The organism is Bradyrhizobium sp. CIR48 (assembly GCF_014198315.1).
Classification (GTDB): Bacteria; Pseudomonadota; Alphaproteobacteria; order Rhizobiales; family Xanthobacteraceae; genus Bradyrhizobium.
This window is the reverse complement of record NZ_JACIHG010000007.1, coordinates 49682-74206: the sequence shown is the minus strand read 5'-3', so window position 1 is coordinate 74206 and position 24525 is coordinate 49682. Positions and strand designations below refer to the sequence as shown.

Below are 24525 nucleotides of genomic sequence, written 5' to 3'. Positions count from 1 at the left end.
TGATCATCGACACGACGTGCCAGACGCAGAAATCCGGCAAGGCTTGTCACAATTCGGCGTGCCATGACGAACTAAATTGGCCCCGAGCGCAGCAAGTGACCGATTTGACGAGCGAAATTCGCTGTTCTCGAAACCGAAACGAACGCATCAGCGAGTTTGACTCATGCTAGCCGAGAAATTCTTCCTGGTTCTGGAGACGCTGAGAAGCCATGCCTCCGACGACAGGCCCGGAATTATGACAAGCCCTGGACGGCCCGCCGCGGTTCCGGAGATCGCGGCCGGTTCGCGGCGCATCAGCCCGGTTGCGGAGGATCGCCCCTAGCAGCGATCCAATCCCGCCACCTCATGCCCTGGCAGGCGCGCAGGATGTGATCCACGCGCGCACTCGTCAGCGTGCGAGGATGTTCTTGTAGACCTTGCCGCCCTTCATGATCACCACAAAATTCCTCGCGGGATCTTCGACGAGCTTGATGTTGTCGAGCGGATTGCCGTCGACCAGCAGGAGATCGGCGAACGCGCCCTCCTCGACCACACCGAGCTTGCCCGGATAGGGATTTCGCGGACCGGACAGGCTCAGCAATTCGGCATTGGCCGACGTCGCCATGGCCAACGCTTCGGCCGATGTGTACCAGCGCGCGAGCGCGGCCAGCATGGCGCCCTGTCGATCCGCCAGCGCCTGCGAGAACAGGACGTCGGTGCCGAACGCGGTCTTGATGCCGTACTTCTTCGCGAGCGCATAGACGCGGTCGGTTCCAGCGACCACCTGCCTCATCTTGTCCTGCTCGGCGGGTCCGAGCGCGGCTGCAGCGGAGATATCCAGGAACGGTTGCGTGCTCAACCAGATCCCCTTCTCAGCGATCAGCTTGGCGCTCGCCTCGTCCATGAGATGACCGTGCTCGATGCATCTGACGCCGGCCGCGACCGAGCGCTGGATCGCGACCGACGTATAGGCGTGCGTAGCAACATAGGTGCCCCAATTGTCGGCGGCTTCGACCGCCGCGCGCAGCTCGGGCTCGGTGAAGGTGGAGACGTCGAGCGGACTAAAGGGCGATGCAACGCCGCCGCCTGCGGTGAGCTTGACCTGCGAGGCCCCTTGCATGAGCTGCTCGCGCGCGCGCACACGCACCTCGTCGGGACTGTCGGCCACCATGCTGCCGCCGATCCGCTCCATGCGGCTCAGCATGCCGCCGATCGTTCGCGGCAGATCGGAGAGCTGGCGGAAGTCGCCGTGACCGCTGGTGACGGTGATTATGGCGCCGGAGGGATAGATGCGAGGACCTGCGACGAGGTCCTCGTCGATGGCCTGCTTGAGGCCGAAGCTCGGCCCGCCCATGTCGCGCACGGTGGTGAAGCCGCGCATCAGCGTGGCCGTCGCCTCGCTGGCGGCGAGCAGGTTGTTGTAGCCGATATCGCCCGCAAGCGCAGCCATCGGCGTCGGGCGCACCAGCATCGCGTGCCAATGCGCATCGATCAGTCCCGGCATCAGCACGCGGCCGCCGCCGTCGATCACCTGACCGGCGGCCGCGATGTCCGCGGTCGAGATCTTCTCGATCTTGCGAGTTCTGACGAGGACGTTGGACGCGGCTGAGAGCGCGGCGCTCTTGCCGTCGAATATACGGACGTTGCGAAACAGGACGGCGGAGTCCTGCTGGGCCGGCGCCGAGGGCGCGCTGCCGAGGATCATTGCAACGGCCGCAAGCAGCGTGGCGATTCCGGACACTCTGGCCGGCATCCTCAAACCCGTCATGGCCGGCCTCCGCTGAGGTGCAGGGCTACGCGAGGGGTGATGGCAGGCACGCAACTTCTACGTGCCATTTGACGCCGACGTCCGGCCGCCGTCAACTGGCCACCACGGCGGCAAATATGCAGTCCTGCCATCTGCATTGGCGGGAGGTCGCCGCGGTCGGCTCCAATTTGAATCAATGAGATATCGCCGCGTGCGAGATCAGCTGCCGAACGCGCCTCGCTCACGCGCCCGGCACGTCGGCGAGGTTGCTCGCCTCACTCTGCGGCTTCAAGATTGGCTGGCTTCTCGATATCGCCGAGCGGAGACACGGCAGGGCCGTTGAGCGCGGTGCCATCAGGGGCGAATTGCGAACCGTGACACGGGCAATCCCAACATTGCTCGAGCGCATTCCAGTGCACGACGCAGCCGAGATGGGTGCAGCTTGCCGAATGCAGATGCAAATGTCCGTTTCGGTCCCGGCACGCCGCGATCTTCTTCAGGCCGCTGCGGACAAGGCGCCCCTCCCCGGGGCGCAAATGTTCGACGCCCGCGATCTCGCTCGCCGTCAGATACTCCGCGAAATTCTTCAGCGGCGTGATGTTCTCGCTGATGAACTCGCCGATGTTCTTTTGAATCTTGCGGGCCGGGGCGTAGACATCCTCCCACGGGCTCGCGCCGGTCATGACGAGATCCGCAATCAGCATGCCCGCCACCAGCCCGTTGGTGATGCCCTGTCCGGAGTCACCGCTGACGATGAAAAGGTGCTCCTCGCCGGGGCTGCGGCCAATGAAGCCGACGAAATCGCTCGGCTCCAGCACCTGACCTGACCATCGATGAGTGACCTCGCGCAGCGCCGGCAATCGCTCGCGCGCCCAGCGTTCGAGCGCGGCAAGGCGCTGTGCGCCGTCGTCCGCTTCACCGGACTTGTGATCTTCGCCGCCGATGATGACGAGGTCCTCCTCCGCGGAGAGCGGTTGAAGCCTGACATAGTGATAGGGATCGAGCGTGTCCCAATACAGCGCATCCTCCAGCGCGCCGGCCGGGATTTTGGCGGCGAGAGCATAAGTGCGGTAAGGCGCCTGCTTGGTATGGATCGCCACCTGCACATTGACCGGCGAGTTCGTCGCGACGACCACGTCGGCGGCGTGGACCTCGTAGCCCGAGGCGGTCGTCACGATCATGTCGCCACGCTCTTGCCGGATGCTTTCAACGCAGGTGTCGCCATAGAGCTGCGCCCCGCGGCGCTGAAGGGCGCCGGCTAGGCCAGCAAGATATCTGGTCGGGTGCAGGCGCGCCTGGCGGGAAAAACGCAACGAACGCACCACACCTCCAGAATGGAACACGGTCGGCTCGGCGCAATCTTCGACGGGGATCCCGAGCTTGCGACAGCAATCCAATTCCTCATCCAGCTCGGATGCGGGCGTTTCGGGCGCCTGCACCCAGTAACCGTCGACACGCCGAAAATCGCAATCGATGTGCTCGTCGCGCTGAATGGCCTCGGCGCGGTCGATTGCGGCTTCGACGCTCTGATAATAGTGCCGCGCACAATCAGGGCCGCGGACCCGGACCAATTCGCCGTAGCCATCGTCGAGCGCCGTCGCCAGATGCGCCGTGGTGCGCGCCGTCATCCCGCTGCCGATGCCGCCGCGGTCGAGCACGGCGACCGAACGTCCATGGCAGGCCAGTTCATAAGCCACCGACAGCCCGGCTATTCCGGAGCCGATGACAACGACGTCTACGCCCACGGTGCGCGACAGCGCAGGGGCATCCGCGACCGAAACATCCATCCAGAGCGATCGCGTGTACTCGTCCCGTACGTTCATGATGCTGCTCCTTCGAAAACAACAAACGATGCGGCAGAACGCGAGTTCCTACCCGCCCTCTGCAGCGCAAAGCCATCGAAAGTCACGGCGTTGATTAGGAACCTTCGTCGCGCTCGCGCTTGAACCGGCATGAAAGATCCATCACCCGGGATGCGCAGGGCATTACGTCATGCCCAACTGTACGGACACTTGCTGGTCCGAAATGACAGGCTGTATTACCCAGGAGGTAACCATCCGATCTGCTCGGTGCAGCTGGCACGGGAGATGGTCAGGTCAGGATGGATGACAAAGCGAGGCGGCGACTACGAGATCACCCCGGACGGACAGCTCGCCGCAGAGCGCGCACTCAACCACTGACGCGGGATCGTGGCTCCGGCGCGGATTCCTGGCGCTATTCCTGGCGCCTAAGATCGGTGCCGATCAGACGCCCAGCACGTCCGCGAGCCGCAGCTCGTCGGCGGCGGGGTCCTTGAGGAACAGCTCGTCCTCGATCTCGGTCAAATGCGAGAGCATCTGCGCGCGCGCCGCCTGCTTGTCGCGGTTGCGGATGGCGGCGACGATGCCGGCGTGATGATCGGTGCCGCAGGCCGGCGTGTCGTGGCGGCGGTACAGCAGGATGATGAGCGAGGAGCGCGCGATCAGCTCCTTGAGGAAGCCGAGATAGATGCTGTGACCGCTCATCTCGGCGACGAGCTTGTGAAACTCACCGGAAAGCCGAACCGAGGCGCGCGCGTCGCCGCGCAGCTCGGCCTCGCGTTCCTCGGTGAGATGTTGCTGGAGACGATCGAGCCAGGCCGGCGACATCGCGTCGATGGCGTGATCGACGATGGTGGGCTCGATCAGGCGCCGCGCCTCGAACACCTCGCGGGCATCGGCGGGCGTAGGACGCGCGACGAACGCGCCGCGGTTCTTCTCGATGTTGACGATGCCCTCATGCGCAAGTTGCTGCAGCGCGGTGCGGACCAGCGTGCGGCTCGCGCCGTAGATCTCACCGATCTCGTCCTCGCCGAGCTTCGTGCCCGGCAGCAGGCGATGCTCGAGGATCGCGGCGGTCACGCCCTCCCGGATGCGGCTGACGCGATCGCTCGCATCTGGCGCGTCGGATTTGGGGCGGGACTTGGCGGCCATTGGTTCGAGAGTTGGGCTTGAGGGCGATCGACGACGTTCGCTTCGAATGTTAGTCGACGACCTGTATCCAATCACAGGCGAAACTTTATACAATCTTCGCCCATTTTGTGTGCAAATGACTGTGCAAGCGGCGGGCAGCCCGGAGGCCCAGGATTCGATCTAACGATCTGACTCCACTGCACAGTTTCGGAATTCGGCCGGCCAAGCGGCGGTTGGCACGGACCTTGCGGAGAGAGCCCGGAAGCACCGCCCCTCCTCGGACACGCCATGGCCACTCCCGCCGCTCTCGAACTGGTCGCCGTCACCAAGCGCTACGACACGACGCTGGCGGTCGACACCGTCAATTTGAAGATCCCGGCCGGCACCTATTGCTGCCTGCTCGGCCCGTCCGGCTGCGGCAAGACCTCGACCCTGCGGATGATCGCGGGCCACGAGGCGGTCAGCGCGGGCGACATCATCCTGGGCAGCCAGAACGTCACCGACCTACCGCCGGCCGAGCGCGGCACCGCGATGATGTTCCAGTCCTACGCACTGTTTCCGCATCTCAGCGTGATCGACAATGTCGCCTTTGCGCTGAAGATGCGCGGCGTCGACAAGCCGACGCGCCACAAGCGCGCCGGCGAACTGCTCGAGCTGGTGGCGATGAGCCAATATGCGGGCCGTCTGCCGGCACAGCTCTCCGGCGGCCAGCAGCAGCGCGTTGCGCTCGCCCGCGCGCTGATCACCGAGCCGCAGATCCTCCTGCTCGACGAGCCGCTCTCGGCGCTCGATCCTTTCCTGCGGGTGAAGATGCGCGGTGAATTGAAACGGCTGCAGCGCGAGCTCGGCATCAGCTTCATCCAGGTCACCCACGGCCAGGAAGAGGCGATGGCGCTCGCCGACCATATCGTGGTGATGAACCACGGCCGGATCGAGCAGCAGGGCACGGCCCGCGACATCTTCCACCATCCCCGCACCGAATTCGTGGCGCGCTTCATCGGCGGCCACAACGTGCTCAGCGACGCCGGCAAGCTGATTGCCGTGCGCGCCGATCAGCTCGGCATCGCGCCGTTCACCGACGGCGCCTTCGGCGCGCCGGCGCGGCTGATACAGACCGAGTACCAGGGCTCCTACATCGCCGTCTCGCTCACGCTCGACGACGGCACCGCCCTGTTCTCCCACGTTCCCGAAGCCACTTTCGACGTCCACCCGTTCCGTCCGGGCGATCGCGTGCTGGCCACCTGGGATCCCGCCAAGGCGCAACGCCTGCAATAGCGCCGATCGATCACTGGAATGCGCAACAGAGGAGTGACTGACATGAGCGAGACCACAAGGACCAAGGGCGTCAGCCGCCGCACGCTGCTCAAGGGCACCGCCAGTCTGGCCGGCCTTGCCGCCGGCTCCGGCGCCATCACCGGCTTTCCCTATGTGAAGTCGGCCGAGACCAAGGTGCTGCGCTATCTTGGCACCGCCGTGAACGAGGGCGACGACATCTCCAAGCAGTGCCTGAAGGACACCGGCATCAAGATCGAGTACATCACCGCGACCACCGACGACGTCACCAAGCGCGTGATGACCCAGCCGAACTCCTTCGACGTGCTGGACACCGAATATTTCTCGCTGAAGAAGATCGTGCCGTCGGGCAACATCCTCGCGCTCGACGCCAGGAAGATCAAACAGTTCGACAACATCACGCCTGTCTTCACCAAGGGCGAGACGCCCGGCGGCAAGAAGATCGGCGGCCAGGGCACCGCGCCCTGGAAGGTGCTGTATCTCGAGGGCAAGGACTCCAAGAAGTTCGCGACCTCGGCGACTGAATTCGTCACGCTGATCCCGACGGTCTACAACGCCGACACGCTGGGCATCCGCCCCGACCTGATCAAGCGGCCGATCAGCTCCTGGTCCGAGCTGCTCAACCCCGAGTTCAAGGGCAAGGCCTCGATCCTCAACATCCCCTCGATCGGCATCATGGACGCCGCGATGGTCGTGGAAGCCACCGGCAAGTACAAATATGCCGACAAGGGCAACATGACCAAGGAAGAGATCGATCTCACCATGAAGGTGATGACCGAGGCCAAAAAGGCCGGCCAGTTCCGCGCGTTCTGGAAAGACTTCAACGAGAGCGTCAACCTGATGGCATCAGGGGAAACCGTGATCCAGTCGATGTGGTCGCCGGCAGTCACCAAGGTCCGCTCGATGGGCATTGCCTGCACCTTCCAGCCGCTGAAGGAAGGCTATCGCTCCTGGGCTTCGGGCTTCTGCGTCTCCAAGGGCGTCTCGGGCGCGAAGCTCGAATGGGCCTATGAGTTCGTGAACTGGTTCCTGTCCGGCTATGCCGGCGCCTATCTCAATCGCCAGGGCTACTACTCCGCCGTGCTCTCCACCGCGAAGGCGCATATGGAGCCCTACGAGTGGGCCTATTGGATGGAAGGCAAGCCGGCCGAGAAGGACATCAAGGCGCCCGACGGCTCGCTGCTCGAAAAGGCCGGCGCCGTGCGTGACGGCGGCTCCTATGAGGACCGCATGGGCGGCGTCGCCTGCTGGAACGCGGTGATGGACGAGAACGACTACATGGTCCGCAAGTGGAATGAGTTCATCGCGGCGTAATGGACATGTCGGAAGAGGTCCTGCAACAGGCGTCCCCGGGCTTGATCCCGGGGTCGGGCACAGCGCGCGCGGCAAAGCCGACGCGCCTGTCGCCCTCCTTCATCTCCTGGCTTCAGGCCGGGCCGATGATGCTGGTGTTTCTGGCCTTCTTCCTCATTCCGCTCGTCTTCGTCGTCATCGTCTCGTTCTGGGACTACAACGAATACCAGTTGCTGCCGGCCTTCTCGGGCCGCGGTTACACCGACACGTTCGAAGGCTGCATCGCGCAGCTCCCCGACCTCTGCACGATCGGCAAGACCTATCTGAAGACGCTGAAGCTGTGCTTCCTGGTCTGGGCGATCACGCTGTTTATCGGCTTCTGGGTCGCCTATTTCCTCGCCTTCCATGTCAAGTCCAAGACCTGGCAGATGGGATTGTCGCTGCTCTGCACGATCCCGTTCTGGACCTCCAACGTGATCCGCATGATCGCCTGGATCCCGCTGCTCGGGCGCAACGGCCTCGTCAATTCCGGCCTGGTCAAAACGGGCCTGATCAACCACCCACTGGAATGGCTGCTGTTTTCCGAATTCTCGGTGGTGCTGGCGCTGGTGCACCTCTTCACCTTCTTCATGGTGGTGCCGATCTTCAATTCGATGATCCGCATCGACAAGTCGCTGATCGAGGCCGCCTATGACGCCGGCGCGACCGGCTTCCAGACGCTGGTCAACGTCATCATCCCGCTGGCAAAGCCGGGCATCGTGATCGGCTCGATCTTCGTCATCACCATCGTGATGGGCGATTTCATTACCATCGGCGTGATGGGCGGCCAGCAGATCGCAGCTGCCGGCAAGATCATCGAGACGCGGGTCAACGCGCTGCAATTCCCGGCCGCCGCGGCCAACGCCGTGATCCTGCTCGCGATCACCTTCCTGATCATCACCATGATGTCGCGCATCGTCGACATCAAGAAGGAACTCTAGAGCATGAAGGAAGGACGCCCGCGCTCTTTCTACGTGCTCGCGATCTTCTTCGCGGCCTATGTGCTGTTCCTCTACGGCCCGATGATCGCGATCTACGTGCTGTCGTTCCAGGGGCCGCAGGGCGGCCTTACTTTCCCGATGAATGGCGTGTCGACCTTCTGGATCGCAAAGCTGTTCCAGGGCACCGGCATCGTCGACCTCGGCGCGGCCTTCCGCCGCTCGCTGCTGCTCGGCGTGATCGTGATGATCGTCACCGTCGTGCTGTCGGTCGCCGCCGGCATGGCCTTTCGCAGGAAGTTCAGGGCGCAAAGCATCCTGTTCTACTCGGCGATCGCCAGCCTGATCGTGCCCTCGATCATCACCTCGCTCGGCATCTCCCTGGAATTCCGTATCATCGACGATCTGATCAAGGCGCATTGGAACGAGAATTTCGAGACCTCGATGGGCCTGCTCACATCGGGTCTCGGCGCACACCTGACCTGGACGCTGCCGTTCGGCCTTCTCATCATGTTCGCGATCTTCAACCGCTTCGATCCCCGCCTCGAGGAAGCCGCGCGCGATCTGGGGGCGACGCCGTGGCAGACGTTTCGCCATGTCGTGCTGCCGATCATCCTGCCTTCCGTGATCGGCATCGGCCTGTTCGGCTTCACGCTGTCCTGGGACGAGCTCGCCCGGTCCAGCCAGGCGATCGGGGCGGTGAATACGCTGCCGCTCGATCTGCAGGGCCTGACCACCACGGTGACGAATCCCGACATCTACGCGCTCGGCACCGTGATTTCGGCCGTCTCGTTCACGGTGATCACGCTTGCGCTCGGCACCATCCACATGCTCAACAAGCGGCAGGCGGCGAAGGGTTCGGACGCCGGCAAAGGGCTCGTCTGATCCGATGCGGCTGCACGTCGTCAATCCCAACACCACAGCGTCCATGACGGCGAAGATCGCCGCTGCAGCGCGCAGCGTCGCCCTGCCCGGCACGGTGATCGACGCGCGGCAGCCGACGATGGGCCCCGTCTCGATCGAGGGATTTTACGACGAAGCCTTCGCCGTGCCCGGCATGCTCGGCTGCATCCGCGAGGCCGACAGCGATGGTGCGGAGGCCCACATCATCGCCTGCTTCGACGACACCGGCTTGGATGCCGCGCGCGCCGTCGCGAGGGCGCCGGTGATCGGCATTGGAGAGGCCGGCTTCCACATGGCGAGCCTGATCGCTGCGCGCTTTGCCGTGGTGACGACGCTCGGTGTCTCCATCGTGCCGATCGAACATAATTTGCGGAAATACGGCCTCGCTGAGCGCTGCGCCCGCGTGCGCGCCGCCGAGGTCCCGGTGCTGGCGCTCGAGGAGCGCAACACGGACGCGCTCGCAAAGATCTCCACCGAGATCACGACCGCGATCCGCGACGACCGGGCGGAAGCCGTCGTGCTCGGCTGTGCCGGCATGGCCGATCTCGCAGCTGAACTCGCCACTGCCCACGGCCTGCCCGTGATCGACGGTGTCGCTGCAGCGGTGACGCTGGCGGAATCACTGGTGCGGCTGGGCCTGAAGACCTCCCGGCTCGGACCCTATGCGGCACCGCGCGCCAAGACCTATTCTGGGCCGTTTGCGCCGTTTCAACCTTGATTCCCGCGCCAAGGCGGAGCCTTGGAGGCCGCAAGGCCCGCTGATTCCTGGTTTTTTGGCCCTTAGCCTCTTTTTGGTCCCATTCCTTGCGGAAACGTAACACTTTCGGGACGCCCCGGCGACCTCTGGTTGCCGGTCTTCGCCACTCACCAAGTTTCAATTTGGGTTTTGTCAGCGATGATCGATCTCGCCCAGGACACACCGTCGACCCCCCTGCTTCGCCTTGGCGCCCAGCCCATCGCGCTGACCGCCGCTGCGCTCCTGCTCCTGATTGCGGGGGTGACCTCGATCGCGATCTGGCGGGCCTATACCGGCGCCGCACCTGAAGCCGACCGGGTGGTGGCATCGCGGCAGCTCCAGGCCCGCACGGCCCAGGCCTCCGAACAGCTGGTCGAGAAGACCAAGGGGCTGGAGGCGACGCAGCAGGAATCGATCGACCAGCTGCAGGTCGTGCAGGACCAGCTCCAGACGATGAAGCGGCTGATGGCGGCGCAGCAGGCCGACACCAAGCGCCTGTCCGAGCAAGTCGCATCGCTGAACGAGTCCATCGACGGCTTGCGGCAGTCGTTTGCCAGCGCACGGGCGACCGAAGTTGAAACGCCCTCGGTTACCCGTAGGAAACCGGCGCGGCACCGTGCCCACGCCAGCGCGCGAAAGCGCTCGCGCGGCTGAGTGTCCGCCCCGCGGTGGAACTTTTATTTTCGCCACTTGTGAACTGGATCACATTCAGCCGTATGATTCCGCGCGATGCTCGCCCCTACCGGATGGCGTGAGCCGATTTCAATGTCCGGGGCTGGCAAGGTCGTTGACGGTATACTGCGTCAACGGCCTTGTTTTTTGTGGGACGCTATTCGCAGACGTCCACGCGGCGGATACGCCAGCCCGCTGGCGTCATGACTCGCTTGCGCGCGACGTAGCAGCCGCCATAACCATCGTTGTAGTCGCCGTAGCCGGTACTATAATAAGCAGGACCGCCGTAATAGGGGTAGCCGTAGCCGTAATAGCCACCGTAGTAGCCGGCGCCGGCGATGCCTGCCCCGATCGCAACTCCGGGCCAGAAGCCGCCGCCATGCCAATGGCCGCCATGGCCCCAGCCGCTCCCGCCGTGCCCCCAGCCGCCATGTCCCCCGCCGCCATGTCCGAATCCGCCTGCGTGGGCCACCTGCGGCGCCGACAGCCCGACCGCCGCGACGGCCAGCGCCGCCATCATCATCCTGCGTAACATCACTCGATCCTCCGCGTGGACACGCTCCACGCTTCAAAGCAGGGTCAAGCTAACGTCACGTGGGCATTCGGGACAGCCACGCTGTCTCACTTCCGCGCGAGGATCAGCAGCCGCGGCAGATGCTCTTGAGCTTCTTGTCGAGCATCCGATTCTCGGCATTGACGGTGGCATCGGCGCTGCCGCCTGTGCCGCTGCCGGTCGTAACTCCGGAGCCCGGGCCGGATGACTGAGCCGTACCCAGGCTGTTGGTGCCGGGCGGTGGAGCCGGCGAGTTGGCGACGCCTCCGCTCGATCCGACGGAGCCTCCAGTCGATCCCGCAGCGCCTCCGGTCGATCCGGCAGAACCGCCGCCCGCCTGCGCGAATGCGACGGCTGGCATCGCCACAAGGGCGAAGATCACCATCATGGTCTTGATTGAGACGGTTGCAGACGATGCGGCCATGAGAATTCTCCTTTACCGGTCAACCGCCGCGGCGAAGGCCGGTTCCGGAACAAATGCCGTCACATCAGCTTGAAAGCGAGGAGGCCCAATCACGATGACCGATCGCGATCCTTTTGCAGAAGGCGAACGCGCCGCGCGCGACAACATCCCGGCCGAAGCCAATCCTTACCTCGGCGGCAGCGACGAGCATGCGCTGTGGGCCGCCGGCCACGAGAAGGTCGCAGGCGCAATCGAAGCGCGCGAATCCGAAGGACGCTGACGCGGTGCTGCCGTGAGGGCGTGCATAATCGCTAGGCGGCCGCCACCATATTCTCCGTCCGGTCCTCGACCATGGTCACGAACATGTGGGACTCTTCGCTGGCGCCACCGATCTGAACCCGCCGTGCGGAGATGACGCGGCGCCCGCGCGCGGGATTGTCGATGGTATCGATGATCGGCTCGAGCTGCTGTTTCTGCGCGAGCAGCTGCTTGTCGCGCCGCTCGATCAGTTCGGCCGCCTCCGGGGAGAACAATTCCCGCGCGGTCTTGCCGATGATCTCGCCGCGCGACATGCCGATCATCTTCTCGGCCGCCTTGTTGACGAAGACGTAGCGCAGATTGCGCGCATCCTTGGCGATGATGCCCTCGGCCACGTTCTCGATGATGGTGGCGAGGAAGCGCTCCATCCGCTCGAGAATGCGCTCGCGCTGGCGCTGTTCGGTGACGTCCTCCTGCACCGACACCCAGCCGCCGCCATCCATCGGACGCTCGTAGATCTTGATGATGCGGCCGTCGTTCAGGGCGATCTCGTAGGCCGCCGGTTCGCGCCTGGCGATCCGGTCGAGAACAGCTGCGACATATTTCGCGACGTCGCCGCTGAACAGCCCGCTCTTGACCCGGTGCTGGAGGATATCCTCGAGGGTCGATCCGGCCTGGATCGTCTCGGGCAGATTGTAGATCTGCCGGTAGTTCGAGTTCATCGCGACCACGACCGCCTTGCCGTCGAGCATGATCAGGCCCTGCGGCATGCTGTTGATCGCCGCCGAGAGCTGCCACTTCTTGGCCTGGTACTTGTCGTTGAATTGGTCGCGCTCGGTCCGCGCGGCGTCGCGCGCCTGGGCGGTGCCGAGCTCGAGCTCCTCGAGCTCGAAGATGCGCGCGACGGCGTCGCGGAAGTTCTGCACGGCGCGCGCAAGACGTCCGATCTCGTCGTGACGGTCGAGATGCGGCACCTCGCTCTTGACGTCGCCTTGCGCGATCCGGTCGGTCGCCTGCGTGATATCGGCCAGGGCGCCGACGATCGAACTGCGCATGACGACGACGTTGAGCGCTGCCAGCATCAAGGCGGCGAGTCCGAGTGCGAACAGATAGGCAGCCGCATAGCGGTTCTCATTGGCGAGTTCGTCCGCCTCGCGGGCGCGCTGCTGGTAGATGCGCTCGAGCGCCTCGATATCGCTGTTGAGCTTGCTGCGCACGGTGCGGTTGGCGTCATTGTCGCCCCATTCGCGCCCCGCGGCCGGGCTGATCTCGATCCCGCGCCGCACCAGCTCCTGACGGAAGTCGATGAATTGCAAGATGCGCTGGCGGAAGCTCGCGAACAGCTCGGCGTCGTCGTCGCCGACGTTCTTCTCCATGCTCTTCACGGCCTCGGCGAGCTCGCGGTTGCGCCGCACCAGCCCGTCCGCGAACGGCTTCATCGCACGACGATCGGCCGACATGTAGATGCCGCGTGATTCCATCACGATGGCATAGATCAGCGCATTGATGCGCCCGACGCCGATCGCCGCCTCGGCGGCGGTGACATGCATGTGGCGATACGTCGTCTGCAAGCGCACGGACTGGACCGACATCACCAGGAGGAAGGTGGTGACGATCGCAAGGAAGGCGGCGATGCTGTAGACCTTCTCGGCGACTGTCAGCGTGTCGGCGCCACGCGCTAGTCTTACGAACTTCTTCAATAGATTGGTTCCGGCACCGAAGCCGGATCCCAGCGCCGTCGCATTCATGGCGACGCTCCTCCTGGTTGAAAACGCTCGACGATAAGCGTGATCGCGCTAGCGGAGGATTAAAGTACCTGCCTGTATTCTTACGGTACGGAACCGTGCCGCCGGGCCGGCCGGCCGCGCGATCTCAACCGATCCGCTTCAGGCCCTTCTTGAAGCGCGGACCGTTGGCCACGTAAAACCTCGCCGCACTCCCCATCTTCTGCACTTGGGCGTCGTCGAGCGTGCGGATCACGCGCGCCGGTGAGCCGATGATCAGGGAACGTTCGGCAAACTCCTTGCCCTCGGTGATGACGGAACCGGCGCCGACGATGCTGTTGCGGCCGATCTTCGCCCCGTTCATCACGATCGAGCCCATGCCGATCAGCGCGTCCTCCTCGATGGTGCAGCCGTGCAGGATGACGTTGTGGCCGACCGTGCAGTTCCGACCGATGTGAAGCGGAAAGCCGAGATCGGTGTGGCAGGTCGAGCCGTCCTGCACATTGGCGCCCTCGCCGATCTCGATCCACTCATTGTCGCCGCGCAACACCGCGCCAAACCAGACGCTTGCGCCCGGCTTCAGGCGCACGCGGCCGATCACGGTGGCGGTCTCGGCGATGAAATAATTGCCGTCGGCGGGAAGGTCGGGCGCCTGCCCGTCGAGCTCGTAGATCGCCATGGAGGTCTCCTGTCGCGTTGACCACTGGCATAGCCAAACGGCAGCCGCGACGCAAAGGCCCGCGCCGGCAGGGCTCAATGCGCGGGCGTCAGCCCAGAACGCCGGCCGCGCGCAGCGTCATCAGGAAGAAGGTGCCGCTCATCATGCTCCAGAACCCGGCGATGAGGGTCGCCATCATCACGAACTCGGCGCGGCGGCTTTCCACCCGCATGCCGCGCAGCGTGTTGCGCATGATGATGAAGGGCGCGGCGAACACCAGGAACGGCACCGCAGCGAAGGTCTTCGGCGCCACGCCGTCCTGCAGCAGGCCGAACCCGGCGGGCCGCTGCGCCAGCGCCTGGTATCCGTTCACGAGCGCGCCCGCGAGCGCGAAGCCAATGCAGATCGAGAAGAAGGTGTTGAAAGCTTCAGGTGTCATCGGAACGGTCCGCCCTTACGCAACGCCGAGCATTCCTGTGACAAATGGTGCGGGTTAACGCTACATTATCCTTAAGGGAAGGTTAACGCCGCCGTCCTGTCCACGCAGGGCCGTCCCCGCCCCCCGCAGCCGGGAACGCTGCGCGAAATCGCCGCCGCGTGGCATATTCGCCGCTGATTCGTCGGCCACCGGCCGACTTCCGGCTCGACCTCGTACAAGCTCATGACGGTGTTTTCGGCAGCTCCCCATAGGTCCCCCCGCACGCGCACCTGGGCACATGCCGTCCCGATCGTGCTCGGCGGCATTGCTGCGGTCTGCGCGGTCGCGCTCGTCGCCTATCTGTTGTGGCCGACCTGGGGCACCCGCGGCGCGAACGCCCCGGACAAGCTGCCGGTGAGCGTCGGCGGCACGCTGTTCAACCTGCCGGTGACGGCGATCCGCATGAAGATCCAGCGGCACTCCGGGCCGCAGGAGCGCATCGATCTCGACTTCCTCTATCCCTCGCTCGAGCCGCCAGGCGCGCCGAAACACGTCACCGCCGACACGGTGGAGGCGGCGGTGCAATCGATCGACCGCATCTTCCTGTCGATCACGGCCCATCACGATGCGCTCTCGCCCGAGCAGCGGACAGCCACGATCTATCCGCGCTATCTCGACCAGGCCGCAGCGACGCCCGCGGACGGCCTGACGATGCGGATGTTCCGCGCTGAGACCCCTTACGGCAGCGAAGATTTCTATTCGGCTGCAAGCCCCGCGCTGACCGCGCGCTGCACTCGCGATGCGTCAACGCCCGGCATGTGCCTGTCCGAGCGCCGCGTCGGCGGCGCCGACCTCACCTTCCGCTTCCCGCGCAGTTGGCTGTCGCAATGGCGCGATGCGGCGGAGGCGATGGAAAGGCTGACGGCGCAGCTTCGCGGGCCGAAGGGGTGAGCGCGGCCGCGAGATCGGCTTGCAGGCCGGGCTCAACCCCTCACCGAACCAAATCTCGAAAAACAACCCCATGCACAGTAGCCAAGTCACGGTCGCACTTCGTATTTTTAGATATTCGTTCTTTCCGAATTAAAGCTTGACCCATCGGGCAAAACCCATGGGGATCTCAAGGCCACATCATCCCCTTCCGCGCCCGATAAAGGCTCGGCGTCGTGCCGACCGCCTTGCGGAAGGCGCGGTTGAAATTGGCCTGCGAGGAAAATCCCGCGGCAAAGGCGATATCGACCAGCGGGCGATCGCTGGTCGATAGGAGCCGCTTGGCGAGATCGAGGCGCTGACGGCTGACATATTCGTGCGGTGCAGTTCCGGTCGCCGCCTTGAAGCTGCGGGAGAAATGCGCCGGGCTCATGCAGGCCACCGATGCGAGATCCTTCACGGTGAACTCGCGCTCGACGGATGCGTCGATGAATTCCGTGACGCGCGACAGGCGCCTTGCATCGAGCGGTTTCTGCACGGCATAGGATTGCTTCAGCCGGACTGAACTGGCGGCGTAGCTGTGCACCAGATGGGCGGACAAGGCCCGCCCCAGGCTTTCGATCAAAAGGCGGCCTGTGGAGGTCTCCTGCGCGAGCTCCGCGAGAATGCGGTCCGCGACATGCTCGATGAACATGTCCCGATCGATCGTCTCGTAACGGATGGACATGCCCGAGGGATCGATGTCGAGATCCCTAAGCATGGTGTCGTCGAACGGCTTGCCCGGAAGAAAGAGATGCAGGCATTCCTGCATCTGGTTCTCGACGCGGATGAAGTCTTCGCGGATGCCGGCCGGGCACAGCCAGACGGTGCCTCTCCTGCCGAAGGTGCGCTGCCGCATGCCAGCGCCTTCGCGGTCGACGACCGAACTGCCGCGCAGCAATATCGCGATCTCGGTATCACGCGGCAATTGCGGAGGGAGATCGCCCGGCTCATGACTCCATCGCTCCGCCAGGAGATGCCCCCACCGCCGGTCGTTGGACGTCTGGAGCATTCTGCCGGTAACATATTTATCGACAGAGTTGCCAAGCATACCCATCGGAAATCTCCGCCAGATCACGCGATGTACAGGTAGAGAGGTATTGCCGGTTCCAGCAATTAGCATGCCAGAGAACCGCCAGGGCGTCCACCGGACGAGAGCAGTCCGGGACAACAACACCGCACGTTTTGAAAAGCCAAAGCGGGTCCGGCCGCCGCATCCTTCGGACCGTCTTGAATCAGGAAGCGGAGAGATCCATGGCGAGGTCCACGGTCATAGGCGCGTGCCCCCACGACTGCCCGGACACCTGCTCCATCCTGACCACGGTCGAGGACGGCAAGGCCATCGCCGTCCGCGGCAATCCCGATCACCCGTTCACGCGCGGACGGCTCTGCGTCAAGGTCAACAATTACGAGGAGCGCGTCTACAGCGACAAGCGCATCCTCCATCCGCTGAAGCGGGTCGGCCCGAAGGGCTCCCGGCAATTCCAGCGGATTTCCTGGGACGAAGCCATCGACACCATCGCATCGCGCTGGACCTCCGTGATCGCCGAGCACGGCGCGCAGGCGATCCTGCCCTACAGCTATCTGGGCACGCAGGGCATCATCAACGGGTTGAATGTCGGAGATCCCCTCTTCAACAAGCTGGGTGCGACAGTGCTGGAGCGCACGTTCTGCGACTCCGCCTCGTGCACAGCGTACATGATGACGATCGGGCACACGCCCGGCGTCGACCCCGAAAGCTTCGTGCACTCGAAATACATCATCCTGTGGGCCTGCAACACGCTGAGCACGAACTCGCATCACTGGCCGTTCATCGAGCAGGCAAAGAAGGCCGGCGCCAAGCTCGTCGTGATCGATCCCGTCCGTACCCGCACCGCGCGCCTCGCCGACTGGCACATTCCGATCCGGCCCGGCACTGACGCCGCGCTCGCGCTGGCGATGATCCACGTCATCATCAAAGAGAACCTTGTCGATCGCGACTACGTCAACAAATACACCGTTGGCTATGAGGAGCTGGCCGAGCGGGCCGCAACCTACACCCCTGAATTTGCCTCGCAGGAAACTGGCATTCCCGTCGACGACATCCTCAAGCTGGCCAGAGAATTTGCGACCACACCGCCCGCCGTCGTACGCATCGGCGTCGCGGTCGAGCGGCATGCCGGCGGCGGCCAGACCGTGCGTGCGATCGCCTGCCTTCCGGGGCTGATCGGCGCCTGGAAGCATGTCGGTGGCGGCCTGCTCCAGCTGCCAATCTGGGCCTTCCCGGTCAGATGGGACGTGTTGATGCGGCCCGATTTGCAGCCCGAGACAATGCGCGTGCTCAATTCCTGGCGGCTTGGAGCTGCGCTGACCGGCGAGCTCGGCTTCGACCCACCGGTCAAGGCGCTGTTCGTATACAACGCTAACCCGATGGCGATGGTGAGCGAACAGGCCAAGCTCGAAAAAGGGCTCGAACGCGAGGATCTATTCACCGTCGTCAGCGAGCACTTCCTGACCGACACCGCCAGATATGCCGACATCGTTTTGCCCGCAACCACGCAGCTCGAGCAGAAGGACATCATGTTCTCCTGGGGGCACCTTTACCTCTCCTACAACAACCAGGCGATCGCGCCGCTCGGCGAAGCCGTCTCCAACACCGAGCTGTTCCGCCGCCTGGCGCTCGCAATGGGCATCACCGACCCCGCTTTCTTCCGGACCGACGACGAAATCATCGAAGCTTCGCTCGACTGGAGCAGCCCGGTTCTCGAAGGCATCACGCTCGACGGCGTCAAGACCAAGGGCTATGCGCGCCTCAACATGCCGGCGCCCGCCGACTGGGCGCCGCATCGCGAGGGCAATTTCCCGACCGCCTCCGGCAAGTGCGAGTTCAAATCGACGATCGCGGGCGGCGGCAACTTCGTGGTGCCGCTGTTCCGCCAGGGCTACAACGGCGACCAGGATGCCACTCCGGTCGATCCCCTGCCCCACTACATCCCGCCGAACGAGAACCCGCGCACGGCGCCGGTGCTCGCGACGCGCTACCCGCTGAGCTTGATCTCGCCGAAGAGCCACGCCTTCCTGAACTCGAATTACGGCAATCTTCCCGCGCAAACCGCCCAGGCCGGCGAAGAACAGGCGGTGCTTCTCAATCCCGATGATGCCGCACAGCGCGGGATCGTCGCCGGCGCGCCCATTCGCGTGTTCAACGATCGGGGCTCATTCGAAGCCTTTGCGACCGTTTCGTCCGACATCATGCCTGGAGTCGTGGTGGCGCCGTCCGGGTACTGGCAGCGGTCGAATCGCAAGGGCGCGACGGTCCACGTGCTGACGCCGCCGGCGTTCGCCGACCTCGGCCGGGCCCCGACATTCTCCGACATCCTCGTCCAAGTCAGCGGGGCGTGACGATGACTTATGTGGTCACCGACAATTGCCGGGGGTGCCGATACACCGAATGCGTCACGGTGTGTCCCGTCGAGTGTTTTCACCTCGATGAGTCCATGACCTATATCGATCCGGAAAACTGCATCGACTGCGGCGGCTGCGCGCCGGCCTGCCCGGTCGGTGCGATCGAGCCCGACTATCGCCTCGCAGCCGACAAGAAATTCTGGATCGACGTCAACCGCAAGCGCGCCGCCGAAACTCCCGTCATCAGCGCGCGCCTGGTGCCTCTGCCGGGCGCCGACGCACGCCGCCTGGCGCTCGGCCGATGACGGGCGGGACGCGCATCGCCGTCGTCGGCAGCGGACCGAGCGGCTTCTACACGGCCGAGGCCCTCTTGCGTTCCGGTACATCCGTGACGGTTGACATGTTCGAACGGCTCCCGGTGCCGTACGGGCTGGTGCGGTTCGGCGTGGCGCCCGACCACCCGAAGCTCAAGCAGGTGACGGCAGCGTTCGACCGCATCGCCGCCATGCCCGGCTTTCGCTTCATCGGCGGTGTCACGGTCGGAGACGATGTCACGGTCGACGAGCTGCGTGAGGCCTATGACGCCGTCGTGTTGGCAACGGGCGCCGAACTGAGCCGGCCGCTGGGCATTCCGGGCGAGGCTCTACCCGGGAGCCACAGCGCCGGCGATTTCGTCGCGTGGTACAACGGACACCCCGATTTCGCCGATCTCAGCTTCAATTTCGACCATGAGGCGGCAATCATCATCGGTCACGGCAATGTCGCACTCGACGTCGCACGCATTCTCGCCAAGACCGCCGACGAGCTGCGACAGACCGACATCGCGCGCCACGCGCTCGAGGTGCTGGCGGCGAGCCGGATTCGCGAGATCTCCATCGTCGGCCGCGGCGGACCGGTGCAGGCCAAATTCAGCGCCAAGGAATTGCGCGATTTCCTCGAATTGAGGTCATGCGACACACTTGTCGATTACCGCGATGTCACGCCGAAGGACTTCGAACCGCAGCATCCCGCAGATCCGGAGCTGGTCGAGAAGCTGTCGCTGCTGCGCGGATTTTCGCAGCAGACCGCGACCAGGCCGCGCCGCTGTGTCTTTCGATTTGGCTTCTCGCCCCTCGCGATCCACGGACGAGACCGGGTGGAGACCCTCTCGGTGACGCACCGGTCCGGCGCCGTCGAGGACATCGCCGGCGGCCTCGTGTTCGGCAGCGTCGGCCGCAGGACGGCGCCCGTCACCGGCGTGCCCTACGACACACATCGCGGCGTTCATGCCAACGCCAATGGACGTGTCACGAACGGGCATTGCGTGATCGAGGGCCTCTATGCCTGCGGATGGAGCAAACGCGGTCCGAACGGCACGATCGGCACCAATCGCGGCTGCGGCATCGCCACGGCAGAGGCCGTGCTGGCGGATCTTGCGCATCGGCGAGCGCGCCCGGACACGCCGGATGCGCTGCTGGCACGCGTCGTCGGCCGCGTCACCCACGTCGTGAGCTATCCGGACTGGATGGTGATCGATACTGCCGAGAAATCCAGGGGAGCCCTGCTCGGCAAGCCGCGGGAAAAATTCGTCACAATCCCCGACATGCTCGCAGCGGTGGGCGCGTAACCCCGGAATCGATCGCGTCACCGGACCGCGCTAAAGCGCGATGCGATCAGGATGAATCGTCATCGCGCTTTAGGTTGTTGTTTAAGCATGATCTTTTCGGAAAATCGCGGCGCACTTTTCCGGACCACGCTCGCATCTACTCCTGATCGACGAGATCGTCCTCGAGGATCGCCATCTGGAACTGGAACGAGCGATCGTCGTCCTCGTCGTCGACGAAGAGAACGCCGATGAATTCCTCGCCGATATAGACTTCGGCGGAATCGTCCTTCTTCGGCCGCGGCACGACGCGGATCTTGGGATTGCCGAATACGCGCTTCAAATACGCATCTAACTTTCTGACTTCTTTGACGTCCACGGCAAGTCTCCGATCGAAAATGGTCGGCGGGTTTTAGGACGAGACGCGACGAACCGCCAGCATGAATTGCCAAAGAATTTGGGGACCGAAAGGGCCGGAAATCCGGCCCTTTTCGCCTTCAAAGCCAAGTCTTAAGCCCCAAGTCTCAAAGCCCCATCGCGTTGATCATCTGATCCATCGTGCGCGACGGTTCGGCGCACCCGGCCTCGCCGACGACCTTGGCAGGCACGCCCGCGACGGTGACGTTGTGCGGCACGGGCTTGACCACGACCGAGCCGGCGGCGATGCGCGCGCAATGGCCGATCTCGATGTTGCCGAGGATCTTCGCGCCGGCGCCGATCAACACGCCATGGCGGATCTTCGGATGACGGTCCTCGTTCTCCTTGCCGGTGCCACCGAGCGTGACGCCGTGCAGGATCGAGACGTCGTCCTCGATCACCGCCGTCTCACCGCAGACGAAGCCGGTGGCGTGGTCGAGGAAGATGCCGCGGCCGATGCGCGCGGCGGGATTGATGTCGGTCTGGAACACCGCGGAGGCGCGGCTCTGCAGGTAATACGCAAAATCCTTGCGGCCCTTCAGCCAGAGCCAGTGCGCCAGGCGATGGGTCTGGATGGCGTGAAAGCCCTTGAAGTAGAGCAAGGGATCGATGAAGCGCGAGGTCGCGGGATCGCGATCGTAGACGGCCACGAGATCGGCGCGGAAGGCGTTGCCGAGATCGGGATCGTCGCGCAGCGCCTCGCCATAGGTCTGGCGCACGAGGTCGCCGGACAGCGCGGAGTGATCGAGCCGGTCGGCGACACGGTGGATCACCGAATCTTCCAGGCGGCTGTGATGCAGCACCGTCGAATAGATGAAAGTCGCAAGCTCGGGCTCGCGACGGACGATGTCCTCCGCTTCGCCCCGGATCCGGTCCCAGATCGGATCGAGCGATGCGAGCTTTCCTCCCGGATTGACCTGATGCACTGCCATGGATTTGCTCTTTGGGATTTGCTCTTTCGAGTGGGCTCGTTTTGCCGGCTTTATAGCATAGTGTAGGCGACGAAGTCCTGACCGGCTTGCCTGAGAGTGAACAGCGCCTTGCCCTGCCAAAGCATGCCAAGACATTGAAACACAACAGTTTCTTTCGAAGCCCCCAAGCAGCAAGGTCGGCTCAAAGTGGTCAGAGTTTTGCCAAATTCAAGTCGGGCGGCGTCAAAACTATTGGTGAATTCTCTCCCGACCCTTATTGCGAGCATGGTTCGGGGCGAGGACGGGGAACAGATTTGAGCATCACCACCGATCAATTGCGCGCACGCGCCGCGGATACGCTTTGGCTGCGTCTGGCGGCGGTCGCCCTGCCCCTCCTGATGATCGTGCCGGCGTTCTGGAACGGCTACCCGCTGTTGCAATGGGATACCGGCGGCTATCTGGCGCGCTGGTACGAGGGCTATCTCGTCCCCAGCCGCTCCACGGTGTTCGGCCTCTATCTGCACTTTGGCGAGAGTTTTGGCTTCTGGATCAACCTCGCGGTCCAGTCGCTGGCAACGCTGTGGCTGTTGCAGCTCACCCTGCGCGTGCTCTCGATGATGCAAACTGTCCGCTTCGTCGCGATCAGCCTTGGCCTGATCCTGTCGACCGCGCTGCCCTGGCTTGCGAGCATGCTGCTCACCGACATCTTTGCAGGACTCTCGGTGCTGTCGCTGTTCCTGCTGGTCGTCGGCGCCAGCCGAACCTCGGTGCTCGAGAAAATCTCGCTGTTCGTCTTCACCGCCTTTGCCGCCGCCACCCACAGCGCCACGCTCGGCGTGCTGCTCGGTCTTTGCGTCGCGGGCTGGATGGTACGGCCGTTTCTCAAGGAGCGCCTTCCGCTGGCCGGATTGGCGCAGGCCAGCCTCACCATCGTTGCGGGCGGGGTGATGCTGGTCTCGGCGAATTATGCGCTGTCCGGCAAGCTGGCCTGGACGCCCGGCGGTTATGGCGTCGCCTTCGGCCGCATGATGCAGGACGGCATCGTCGCGCGCTACCTCGACGACCATTGCCCCCGCGAGCGCTACAAGCTGTGTCCCTATCGCAACGAACTGCCGGCGACGGCAGATGAGTTCCTGTGGGGCAAGAGCATGTTCAACGCGCTCGGCCGCTTTGAAGGCATGAACGAGGAGATGGGTTACATCGTCGTGCAGTCGCTGAAGGATTATCCGGCCTGGCAGGCCGGCGCGGCGCTGCGGGCGATGGGCCAGCAATTGCTGCATGTCGCGACCGGCGAAGGCACCAATGGCTGGATCCCGCACACCCGCGGCATCATCGAACGCTACGTCCCCGCGCAGGCCGGGCCGATGCGCGCGGCGCGGCAGCAGAATTGGCAGCTCGACTTCACCGCCATCAACCGGCTGCACGTGCCGGTGGCGCTGGCCTCGATGCTGGCGCTGGTCGCGCTGCTCGGCCATGCGCTCGCGAACCGCCGGCTGGACGATTTGACGCTGCTGGCGGCGACCGTGACGCTGGCGCTGCTCGGCAACGCCTTCATCTGCGCCGTCATCTCAGGCCCGCACGACCGCTACGGCGCGCGGATGGTGTGGGTCGCGACATTCGTGGTGCTGACGGCACTGGCGCGGCGGTTTGGCGAAACTGATCCGTCCAGGCCGGATCATCGCCACTCCTAGATGGCCCGGGCTTATCTAGTCCGCTTGCGTAACCAAGGCGATGGACGGCATGCCCGCCGCGCTCGACAGCCTGGATCACCTCGCTTTTATCTTCGGCTGCGCTTCGCCTTGCCCGAGAAACGTGTCCGCAAAACCCCGTCCAAGGAGAGCTAGCATGCCCTATGTCACGTCCGCAGACGGCACCCAGATTGCCTACTCCATCGACGGCAGCGGTCCGGCGGTCATCCTTACCACCGGCTCGCTCGATGACGGCAGCGAGAACGCGCGACTTGCAACAGAACTCAGCCGTTGGTTTCGCGTGGTAAATTATGCGCGGCGCGGTCGCGGCGAGAGTGGTGACGGGCGCGAATATTCAGTTGCCCGCGAGATCGAGGACATCGCCGCGCTCATCGACGCGGCGGGGGGCGGCCGTGCTGCGCTCTACGGCGTGTCGACCGGCGGCGCCCTGGCCCTCGAGACGGCTGCCACATTGCGGTCCATCGATGCGGTCGCAGTCTATGAAGTGCCCTACGACCTCGCGCCGGAGACGCCGCAACAGCAGCGGGCCTATGTGGCCGAGCTCGACAGACGACTGTCGGCGGGGCGGCGCGGCGATGCCGTAGCACTGTTCATGGAGCTCGCCGGAAGTTCGGCTGAAGAGATCGCCGGCGCTCGCGCGCATCCGGTCTGGCCGAGTCTCGAGCGAATAGCGCATACGTTGGCCTACGACGCTGCCGTGCTGGGGACGCGCCAAGCCCCGTTGGAACGTTTCGCGCGCCTTCACCAGCCGGTGCTGGTTGCCACGGGCGGCGGCATCCCCCCGTTCGAAGGTGCGGCCGACGCGCTCGCGGACGCGATCCCCCGGGCCCGGCGAAAGGTGCTCACCGGTCAGGGCCACGTGGTGGATCCGGCCGTGATGGCAGCAGAACTGAAGGCGTTTTTCGAGGAGGCTAGGCCGGCCACGTCGTCAGAGCCCCGTTAGATCGCTACTTGCACGCGAGCTTCGCCGCCCTGGTTTTCGAGGGTACGGCATCGATGTCCGCAGTTTGGC

At 64.4% G+C, this 24525-nt stretch carries 24 protein-coding genes; 13 read left to right on the top strand and 11 right to left on the bottom strand.

Features of this window, described 5'->3' with window-relative positions; all coding sequences use genetic code 11:
• Nucleotides 1-388: 388 nt before the first annotated feature.
• From GGD66_RS21755 to GGD66_RS21745, 3 genes are all read right to left on the bottom strand, one after another.
• Nucleotides 389-1747, bottom strand: a complete 1359-nt coding sequence (locus tag GGD66_RS21755; RefSeq protein ID WP_409362380.1) for an amidohydrolase family protein — start codon at nt 1745-1747, stop codon at nt 389-391.
• A 254-nt stretch (nt 1748-2001) separates the two neighbouring features.
• Nucleotides 2002-3549, bottom strand: a complete 1548-nt coding sequence (locus GGD66_RS21750; RefSeq protein ID WP_183258973.1) for an FAD-dependent oxidoreductase — start codon at nt 3547-3549, stop codon at nt 2002-2004.
• 420 nt (nt 3550-3969) lie between these two features.
• Nucleotides 3970-4677: a GntR family transcriptional regulator gene (locus GGD66_RS21745; RefSeq protein ID WP_092259219.1), complete on the bottom strand. Its 708-nt coding sequence runs from the start codon at nt 4675-4677 to the stop codon at nt 3970-3972.
• 267 nt (nt 4678-4944) lie between these two features.
• On the opposite strand from GGD66_RS21745, the gene GGD66_RS21740 reads away from it, so the two are divergent.
• The 6 genes from GGD66_RS21740 to GGD66_RS21715 all read left to right on the top strand — a co-directional run bounded on the left by GGD66_RS21740 (nt 4945) and on the right by GGD66_RS21715 (nt 10512).
• Nucleotides 4945-5931, top strand: coding sequence for an ABC transporter ATP-binding protein (locus GGD66_RS21740; protein WP_092259218.1), 987 nt, complete (start codon nt 4945-4947; stop codon nt 5929-5931).
• Nucleotides 5932-5973: 42 nt separating this feature from the next.
• Nucleotides 5974-7263, top strand: coding sequence for a PotD/PotF family extracellular solute-binding protein (locus GGD66_RS21735; RefSeq protein WP_026202682.1), 1290 nt, complete (start codon nt 5974-5976; stop codon nt 7261-7263).
• Nucleotides 7263-8222: an ABC transporter permease gene (locus GGD66_RS21730; RefSeq protein ID WP_018322116.1), complete on the top strand. Its 960-nt coding sequence runs from the start codon at nt 7263-7265 to the stop codon at nt 8220-8222. The genes GGD66_RS21735 and GGD66_RS21730 overlap by 1 nt, the downstream gene beginning before the upstream one ends.
• Nucleotides 8223-8225: 3 nt before the next feature.
• Nucleotides 8226-9104, top strand: a complete 879-nt coding sequence (locus GGD66_RS21725; RefSeq protein WP_091966290.1) for an ABC transporter permease — start codon at nt 8226-8228, stop codon at nt 9102-9104.
• Between the two features lie 4 nt (nt 9105-9108).
• Nucleotides 9109-9840, top strand: a complete 732-nt coding sequence (locus tag GGD66_RS21720; protein ID WP_183258972.1) for an aspartate/glutamate racemase family protein — start codon at nt 9109-9111, stop codon at nt 9838-9840.
• 177 nt (nt 9841-10017) lie between these two features.
• Nucleotides 10018-10512, top strand: a complete 495-nt coding sequence (locus GGD66_RS21715; RefSeq protein WP_183258971.1) for a hypothetical protein — start codon at nt 10018-10020, stop codon at nt 10510-10512.
• 175 nt (nt 10513-10687) lie between these two features.
• Here the strand turns inward: GGD66_RS21715 and GGD66_RS21710 are convergent, their stop codons facing one another.
• Both GGD66_RS21710 and GGD66_RS21705 read right to left on the bottom strand, forming a co-directional pair.
• Nucleotides 10688-11065 (bottom strand): hypothetical protein, encoded by a 378-nt coding sequence (locus GGD66_RS21710; RefSeq protein ID WP_183258970.1) that lies wholly within the window; start codon nt 11063-11065, stop codon nt 10688-10690.
• A 103-nt stretch (nt 11066-11168) separates the two neighbouring features.
• The gene (locus GGD66_RS21705) at nt 11169-11507 is read right to left on the bottom strand and encodes a hypothetical protein (protein WP_018322108.1); all 339 of its coding nucleotides are present in this window, start codon (nt 11505-11507) and stop codon (nt 11169-11171) included.
• 94 nt (nt 11508-11601) lie between these two features.
• Here GGD66_RS21705 and GGD66_RS21700 point away from each other — a divergent pair, with 94 nt between their 5' ends.
• The gene (locus GGD66_RS21700) at nt 11602-11766 is read left to right on the top strand and encodes a hypothetical protein (RefSeq protein ID WP_177237229.1); all 165 of its coding nucleotides are present in this window, start codon (nt 11602-11604) and stop codon (nt 11764-11766) included.
• Between the two features lie 31 nt (nt 11767-11797).
• On the opposite strand, the gene GGD66_RS21695 is transcribed toward GGD66_RS21700, so the two are convergent.
• From GGD66_RS21695 to GGD66_RS21685, 3 genes are all read right to left on the bottom strand, one after another.
• A complete protein-coding gene (locus GGD66_RS21695) occupies nt 11798-13492 on the bottom strand; it encodes a PAS-domain containing protein (RefSeq protein ID WP_092259212.1) in 1695 nt (564 codons plus the stop codon).
• A 124-nt stretch (nt 13493-13616) separates the two neighbouring features.
• The gene (locus GGD66_RS21690) at nt 13617-14147 is read right to left on the bottom strand and encodes a gamma carbonic anhydrase family protein (RefSeq protein ID WP_183258969.1); all 531 of its coding nucleotides are present in this window, start codon (nt 14145-14147) and stop codon (nt 13617-13619) included.
• Nucleotides 14148-14235: 88 nt separating this feature from the next.
• Complete coding sequence (locus GGD66_RS21685) at nt 14236-14565, bottom strand: DUF6949 family protein (RefSeq protein WP_018322105.1); 330 nt, start codon at nt 14563-14565, stop codon at nt 14236-14238.
• Nucleotides 14566-14787: 222 nt separating this feature from the next.
• Here GGD66_RS21685 and GGD66_RS21680 point away from each other — a divergent pair, with 222 nt between their 5' ends.
• Nucleotides 14788-15495 carry a hypothetical protein gene (locus tag GGD66_RS21680; RefSeq protein ID WP_183258968.1) on the top strand — a complete coding sequence of 236 codons (708 nt, stop codon included), beginning with the start codon at nt 14788-14790 and terminating at the stop codon, nt 15493-15495.
• 166 nt (nt 15496-15661) lie between these two features.
• On the opposite strand, the gene GGD66_RS21675 is transcribed toward GGD66_RS21680, so the two are convergent.
• On the bottom strand, nt 15662-16522 hold the full coding sequence (locus GGD66_RS21675; protein ID WP_183258967.1) for an AraC family transcriptional regulator: 861 nt from the start codon (nt 16520-16522) through the stop codon (nt 15662-15664).
• 242 nt (nt 16523-16764) lie between these two features.
• Between GGD66_RS21675 and GGD66_RS21670 the strand changes: the two genes are divergently transcribed.
• Genes GGD66_RS21670 through GGD66_RS21660 form a run of 3 tightly spaced genes read left to right on the top strand, consistent with a single transcriptional unit; the run spans nt 16765 to nt 20500 of the window.
• Complete coding sequence (locus GGD66_RS21670) at nt 16765-18891, top strand: molybdopterin-dependent oxidoreductase (RefSeq protein WP_183258966.1); 2127 nt, start codon at nt 16765-16767, stop codon at nt 18889-18891.
• A 2-nt stretch (nt 18892-18893) separates the two neighbouring features.
• Nucleotides 18894-19199, top strand: a complete 306-nt coding sequence (locus GGD66_RS21665) for a ferredoxin family protein (protein WP_179734467.1) — start codon at nt 18894-18896, stop codon at nt 19197-19199.
• Nucleotides 19196-20500 carry an FAD-dependent oxidoreductase gene (locus tag GGD66_RS21660; RefSeq protein WP_183258965.1) on the top strand — a complete coding sequence of 435 codons (1305 nt, stop codon included), beginning with the start codon at nt 19196-19198 and terminating at the stop codon, nt 20498-20500. The genes GGD66_RS21665 and GGD66_RS21660 overlap by 4 nt, the downstream gene beginning before the upstream one ends.
• A 136-nt stretch (nt 20501-20636) precedes the next feature.
• Here GGD66_RS21660 and GGD66_RS21655 read toward each other — a convergent pair whose 3' ends face one another.
• Both GGD66_RS21655 and cysE read right to left on the bottom strand, forming a co-directional pair.
• A complete protein-coding gene (locus GGD66_RS21655; protein WP_007602550.1) occupies nt 20637-20855 on the bottom strand; it encodes a DUF3126 family protein in 219 nt (72 codons plus the stop codon).
• Nucleotides 20856-21000: 145 nt separating this feature from the next.
• Nucleotides 21001-21825, bottom strand: a complete 825-nt coding sequence (gene cysE, locus GGD66_RS21650; RefSeq protein WP_018322099.1) for a serine O-acetyltransferase — start codon at nt 21823-21825, stop codon at nt 21001-21003.
• Nucleotides 21826-22118: 293 nt separating this feature from the next.
• Between cysE and GGD66_RS21645 the strand changes: the two genes are divergently transcribed.
• Both GGD66_RS21645 and GGD66_RS21640 read left to right on the top strand, forming a co-directional pair.
• Entirely contained in the window at nt 22119-23495 is a 1377-nt protein-coding gene (locus GGD66_RS21645; RefSeq protein ID WP_183258964.1) for a hypothetical protein, read from the top strand.
• A 154-nt stretch (nt 23496-23649) separates the two neighbouring features.
• Nucleotides 23650-24456: an alpha/beta fold hydrolase gene (locus tag GGD66_RS21640; RefSeq protein WP_183258963.1), complete on the top strand. Its 807-nt coding sequence runs from the start codon at nt 23650-23652 to the stop codon at nt 24454-24456.
• Nucleotides 24457-24525: the final 69 nt, after the last annotated feature.

Bases quoted from the DNA above. Each gene is read 5' to 3' on its own strand.
- GGD66_RS21755 (WP_409362380.1), bottom strand. From the start codon at position 1,747: ATGACGGGTTTGAGGATGCCGGCCAGAGTGTCCGGAATCGCCACGCTG.
- GGD66_RS21750 (WP_183258973.1), bottom strand. From the start codon at position 3,549: ATGAACGTACGGGACGAGTACACGCGATCGCTCTGGATGGATGTTTCG.
- GGD66_RS21745 (WP_092259219.1), bottom strand. From the start codon at position 4,677: ATGGCCGCCAAGTCCCGCCCCAAATCCGACGCGCCAGATGCGAGCGAT.
- GGD66_RS21740 (WP_092259218.1), top strand. From the start codon at position 4,945: ATGGCCACTCCCGCCGCTCTCGAACTGGTCGCCGTCACCAAGCGCTAC.
- GGD66_RS21735 (WP_026202682.1), top strand. From the start codon at position 5,974: ATGAGCGAGACCACAAGGACCAAGGGCGTCAGCCGCCGCACGCTGCTC.
- GGD66_RS21730 (WP_018322116.1), top strand. From the start codon at position 7,263: ATGGACATGTCGGAAGAGGTCCTGCAACAGGCGTCCCCGGGCTTGATC.
- GGD66_RS21725 (WP_091966290.1), top strand. From the start codon at position 8,226: ATGAAGGAAGGACGCCCGCGCTCTTTCTACGTGCTCGCGATCTTCTTC.
- GGD66_RS21720 (WP_183258972.1), top strand. From the start codon at position 9,109: ATGCGGCTGCACGTCGTCAATCCCAACACCACAGCGTCCATGACGGCG.
- GGD66_RS21715 (WP_183258971.1), top strand. From the start codon at position 10,018: ATGATCGATCTCGCCCAGGACACACCGTCGACCCCCCTGCTTCGCCTT.
- GGD66_RS21710 (WP_183258970.1), bottom strand. From the start codon at position 11,065: ATGTTACGCAGGATGATGATGGCGGCGCTGGCCGTCGCGGCGGTCGGG.
- GGD66_RS21705 (WP_018322108.1), bottom strand. From the start codon at position 11,507: ATGGCCGCATCGTCTGCAACCGTCTCAATCAAGACCATGATGGTGATC.
- GGD66_RS21700 (WP_177237229.1), top strand. From the start codon at position 11,602: ATGACCGATCGCGATCCTTTTGCAGAAGGCGAACGCGCCGCGCGCGAC.
- GGD66_RS21695 (WP_092259212.1), bottom strand. From the start codon at position 13,492: ATGAATGCGACGGCGCTGGGATCCGGCTTCGGTGCCGGAACCAATCTA.
- GGD66_RS21690 (WP_183258969.1), bottom strand. From the start codon at position 14,147: ATGGCGATCTACGAGCTCGACGGGCAGGCGCCCGACCTTCCCGCCGAC.
- GGD66_RS21685 (WP_018322105.1), bottom strand. From the start codon at position 14,565: ATGACACCTGAAGCTTTCAACACCTTCTTCTCGATCTGCATTGGCTTC.
- GGD66_RS21680 (WP_183258968.1), top strand. From the start codon at position 14,788: ATGACGGTGTTTTCGGCAGCTCCCCATAGGTCCCCCCGCACGCGCACC.
- GGD66_RS21675 (WP_183258967.1), bottom strand. From the start codon at position 16,522: ATGCTCCAGACGTCCAACGACCGGCGGTGGGGGCATCTCCTGGCGGAG.
- GGD66_RS21670 (WP_183258966.1), top strand. From the start codon at position 16,765: ATGGCGAGGTCCACGGTCATAGGCGCGTGCCCCCACGACTGCCCGGAC.
- GGD66_RS21665 (WP_179734467.1), top strand. From the start codon at position 18,894: ATGACTTATGTGGTCACCGACAATTGCCGGGGGTGCCGATACACCGAA.
- GGD66_RS21660 (WP_183258965.1), top strand. From the start codon at position 19,196: ATGACGGGCGGGACGCGCATCGCCGTCGTCGGCAGCGGACCGAGCGGC.
- cysE (WP_018322099.1), bottom strand. From the start codon at position 21,825: ATGGCAGTGCATCAGGTCAATCCGGGAGGAAAGCTCGCATCGCTCGAT.
- GGD66_RS21640 (WP_183258963.1), top strand. From the start codon at position 23,650: ATGCCCTATGTCACGTCCGCAGACGGCACCCAGATTGCCTACTCCATC.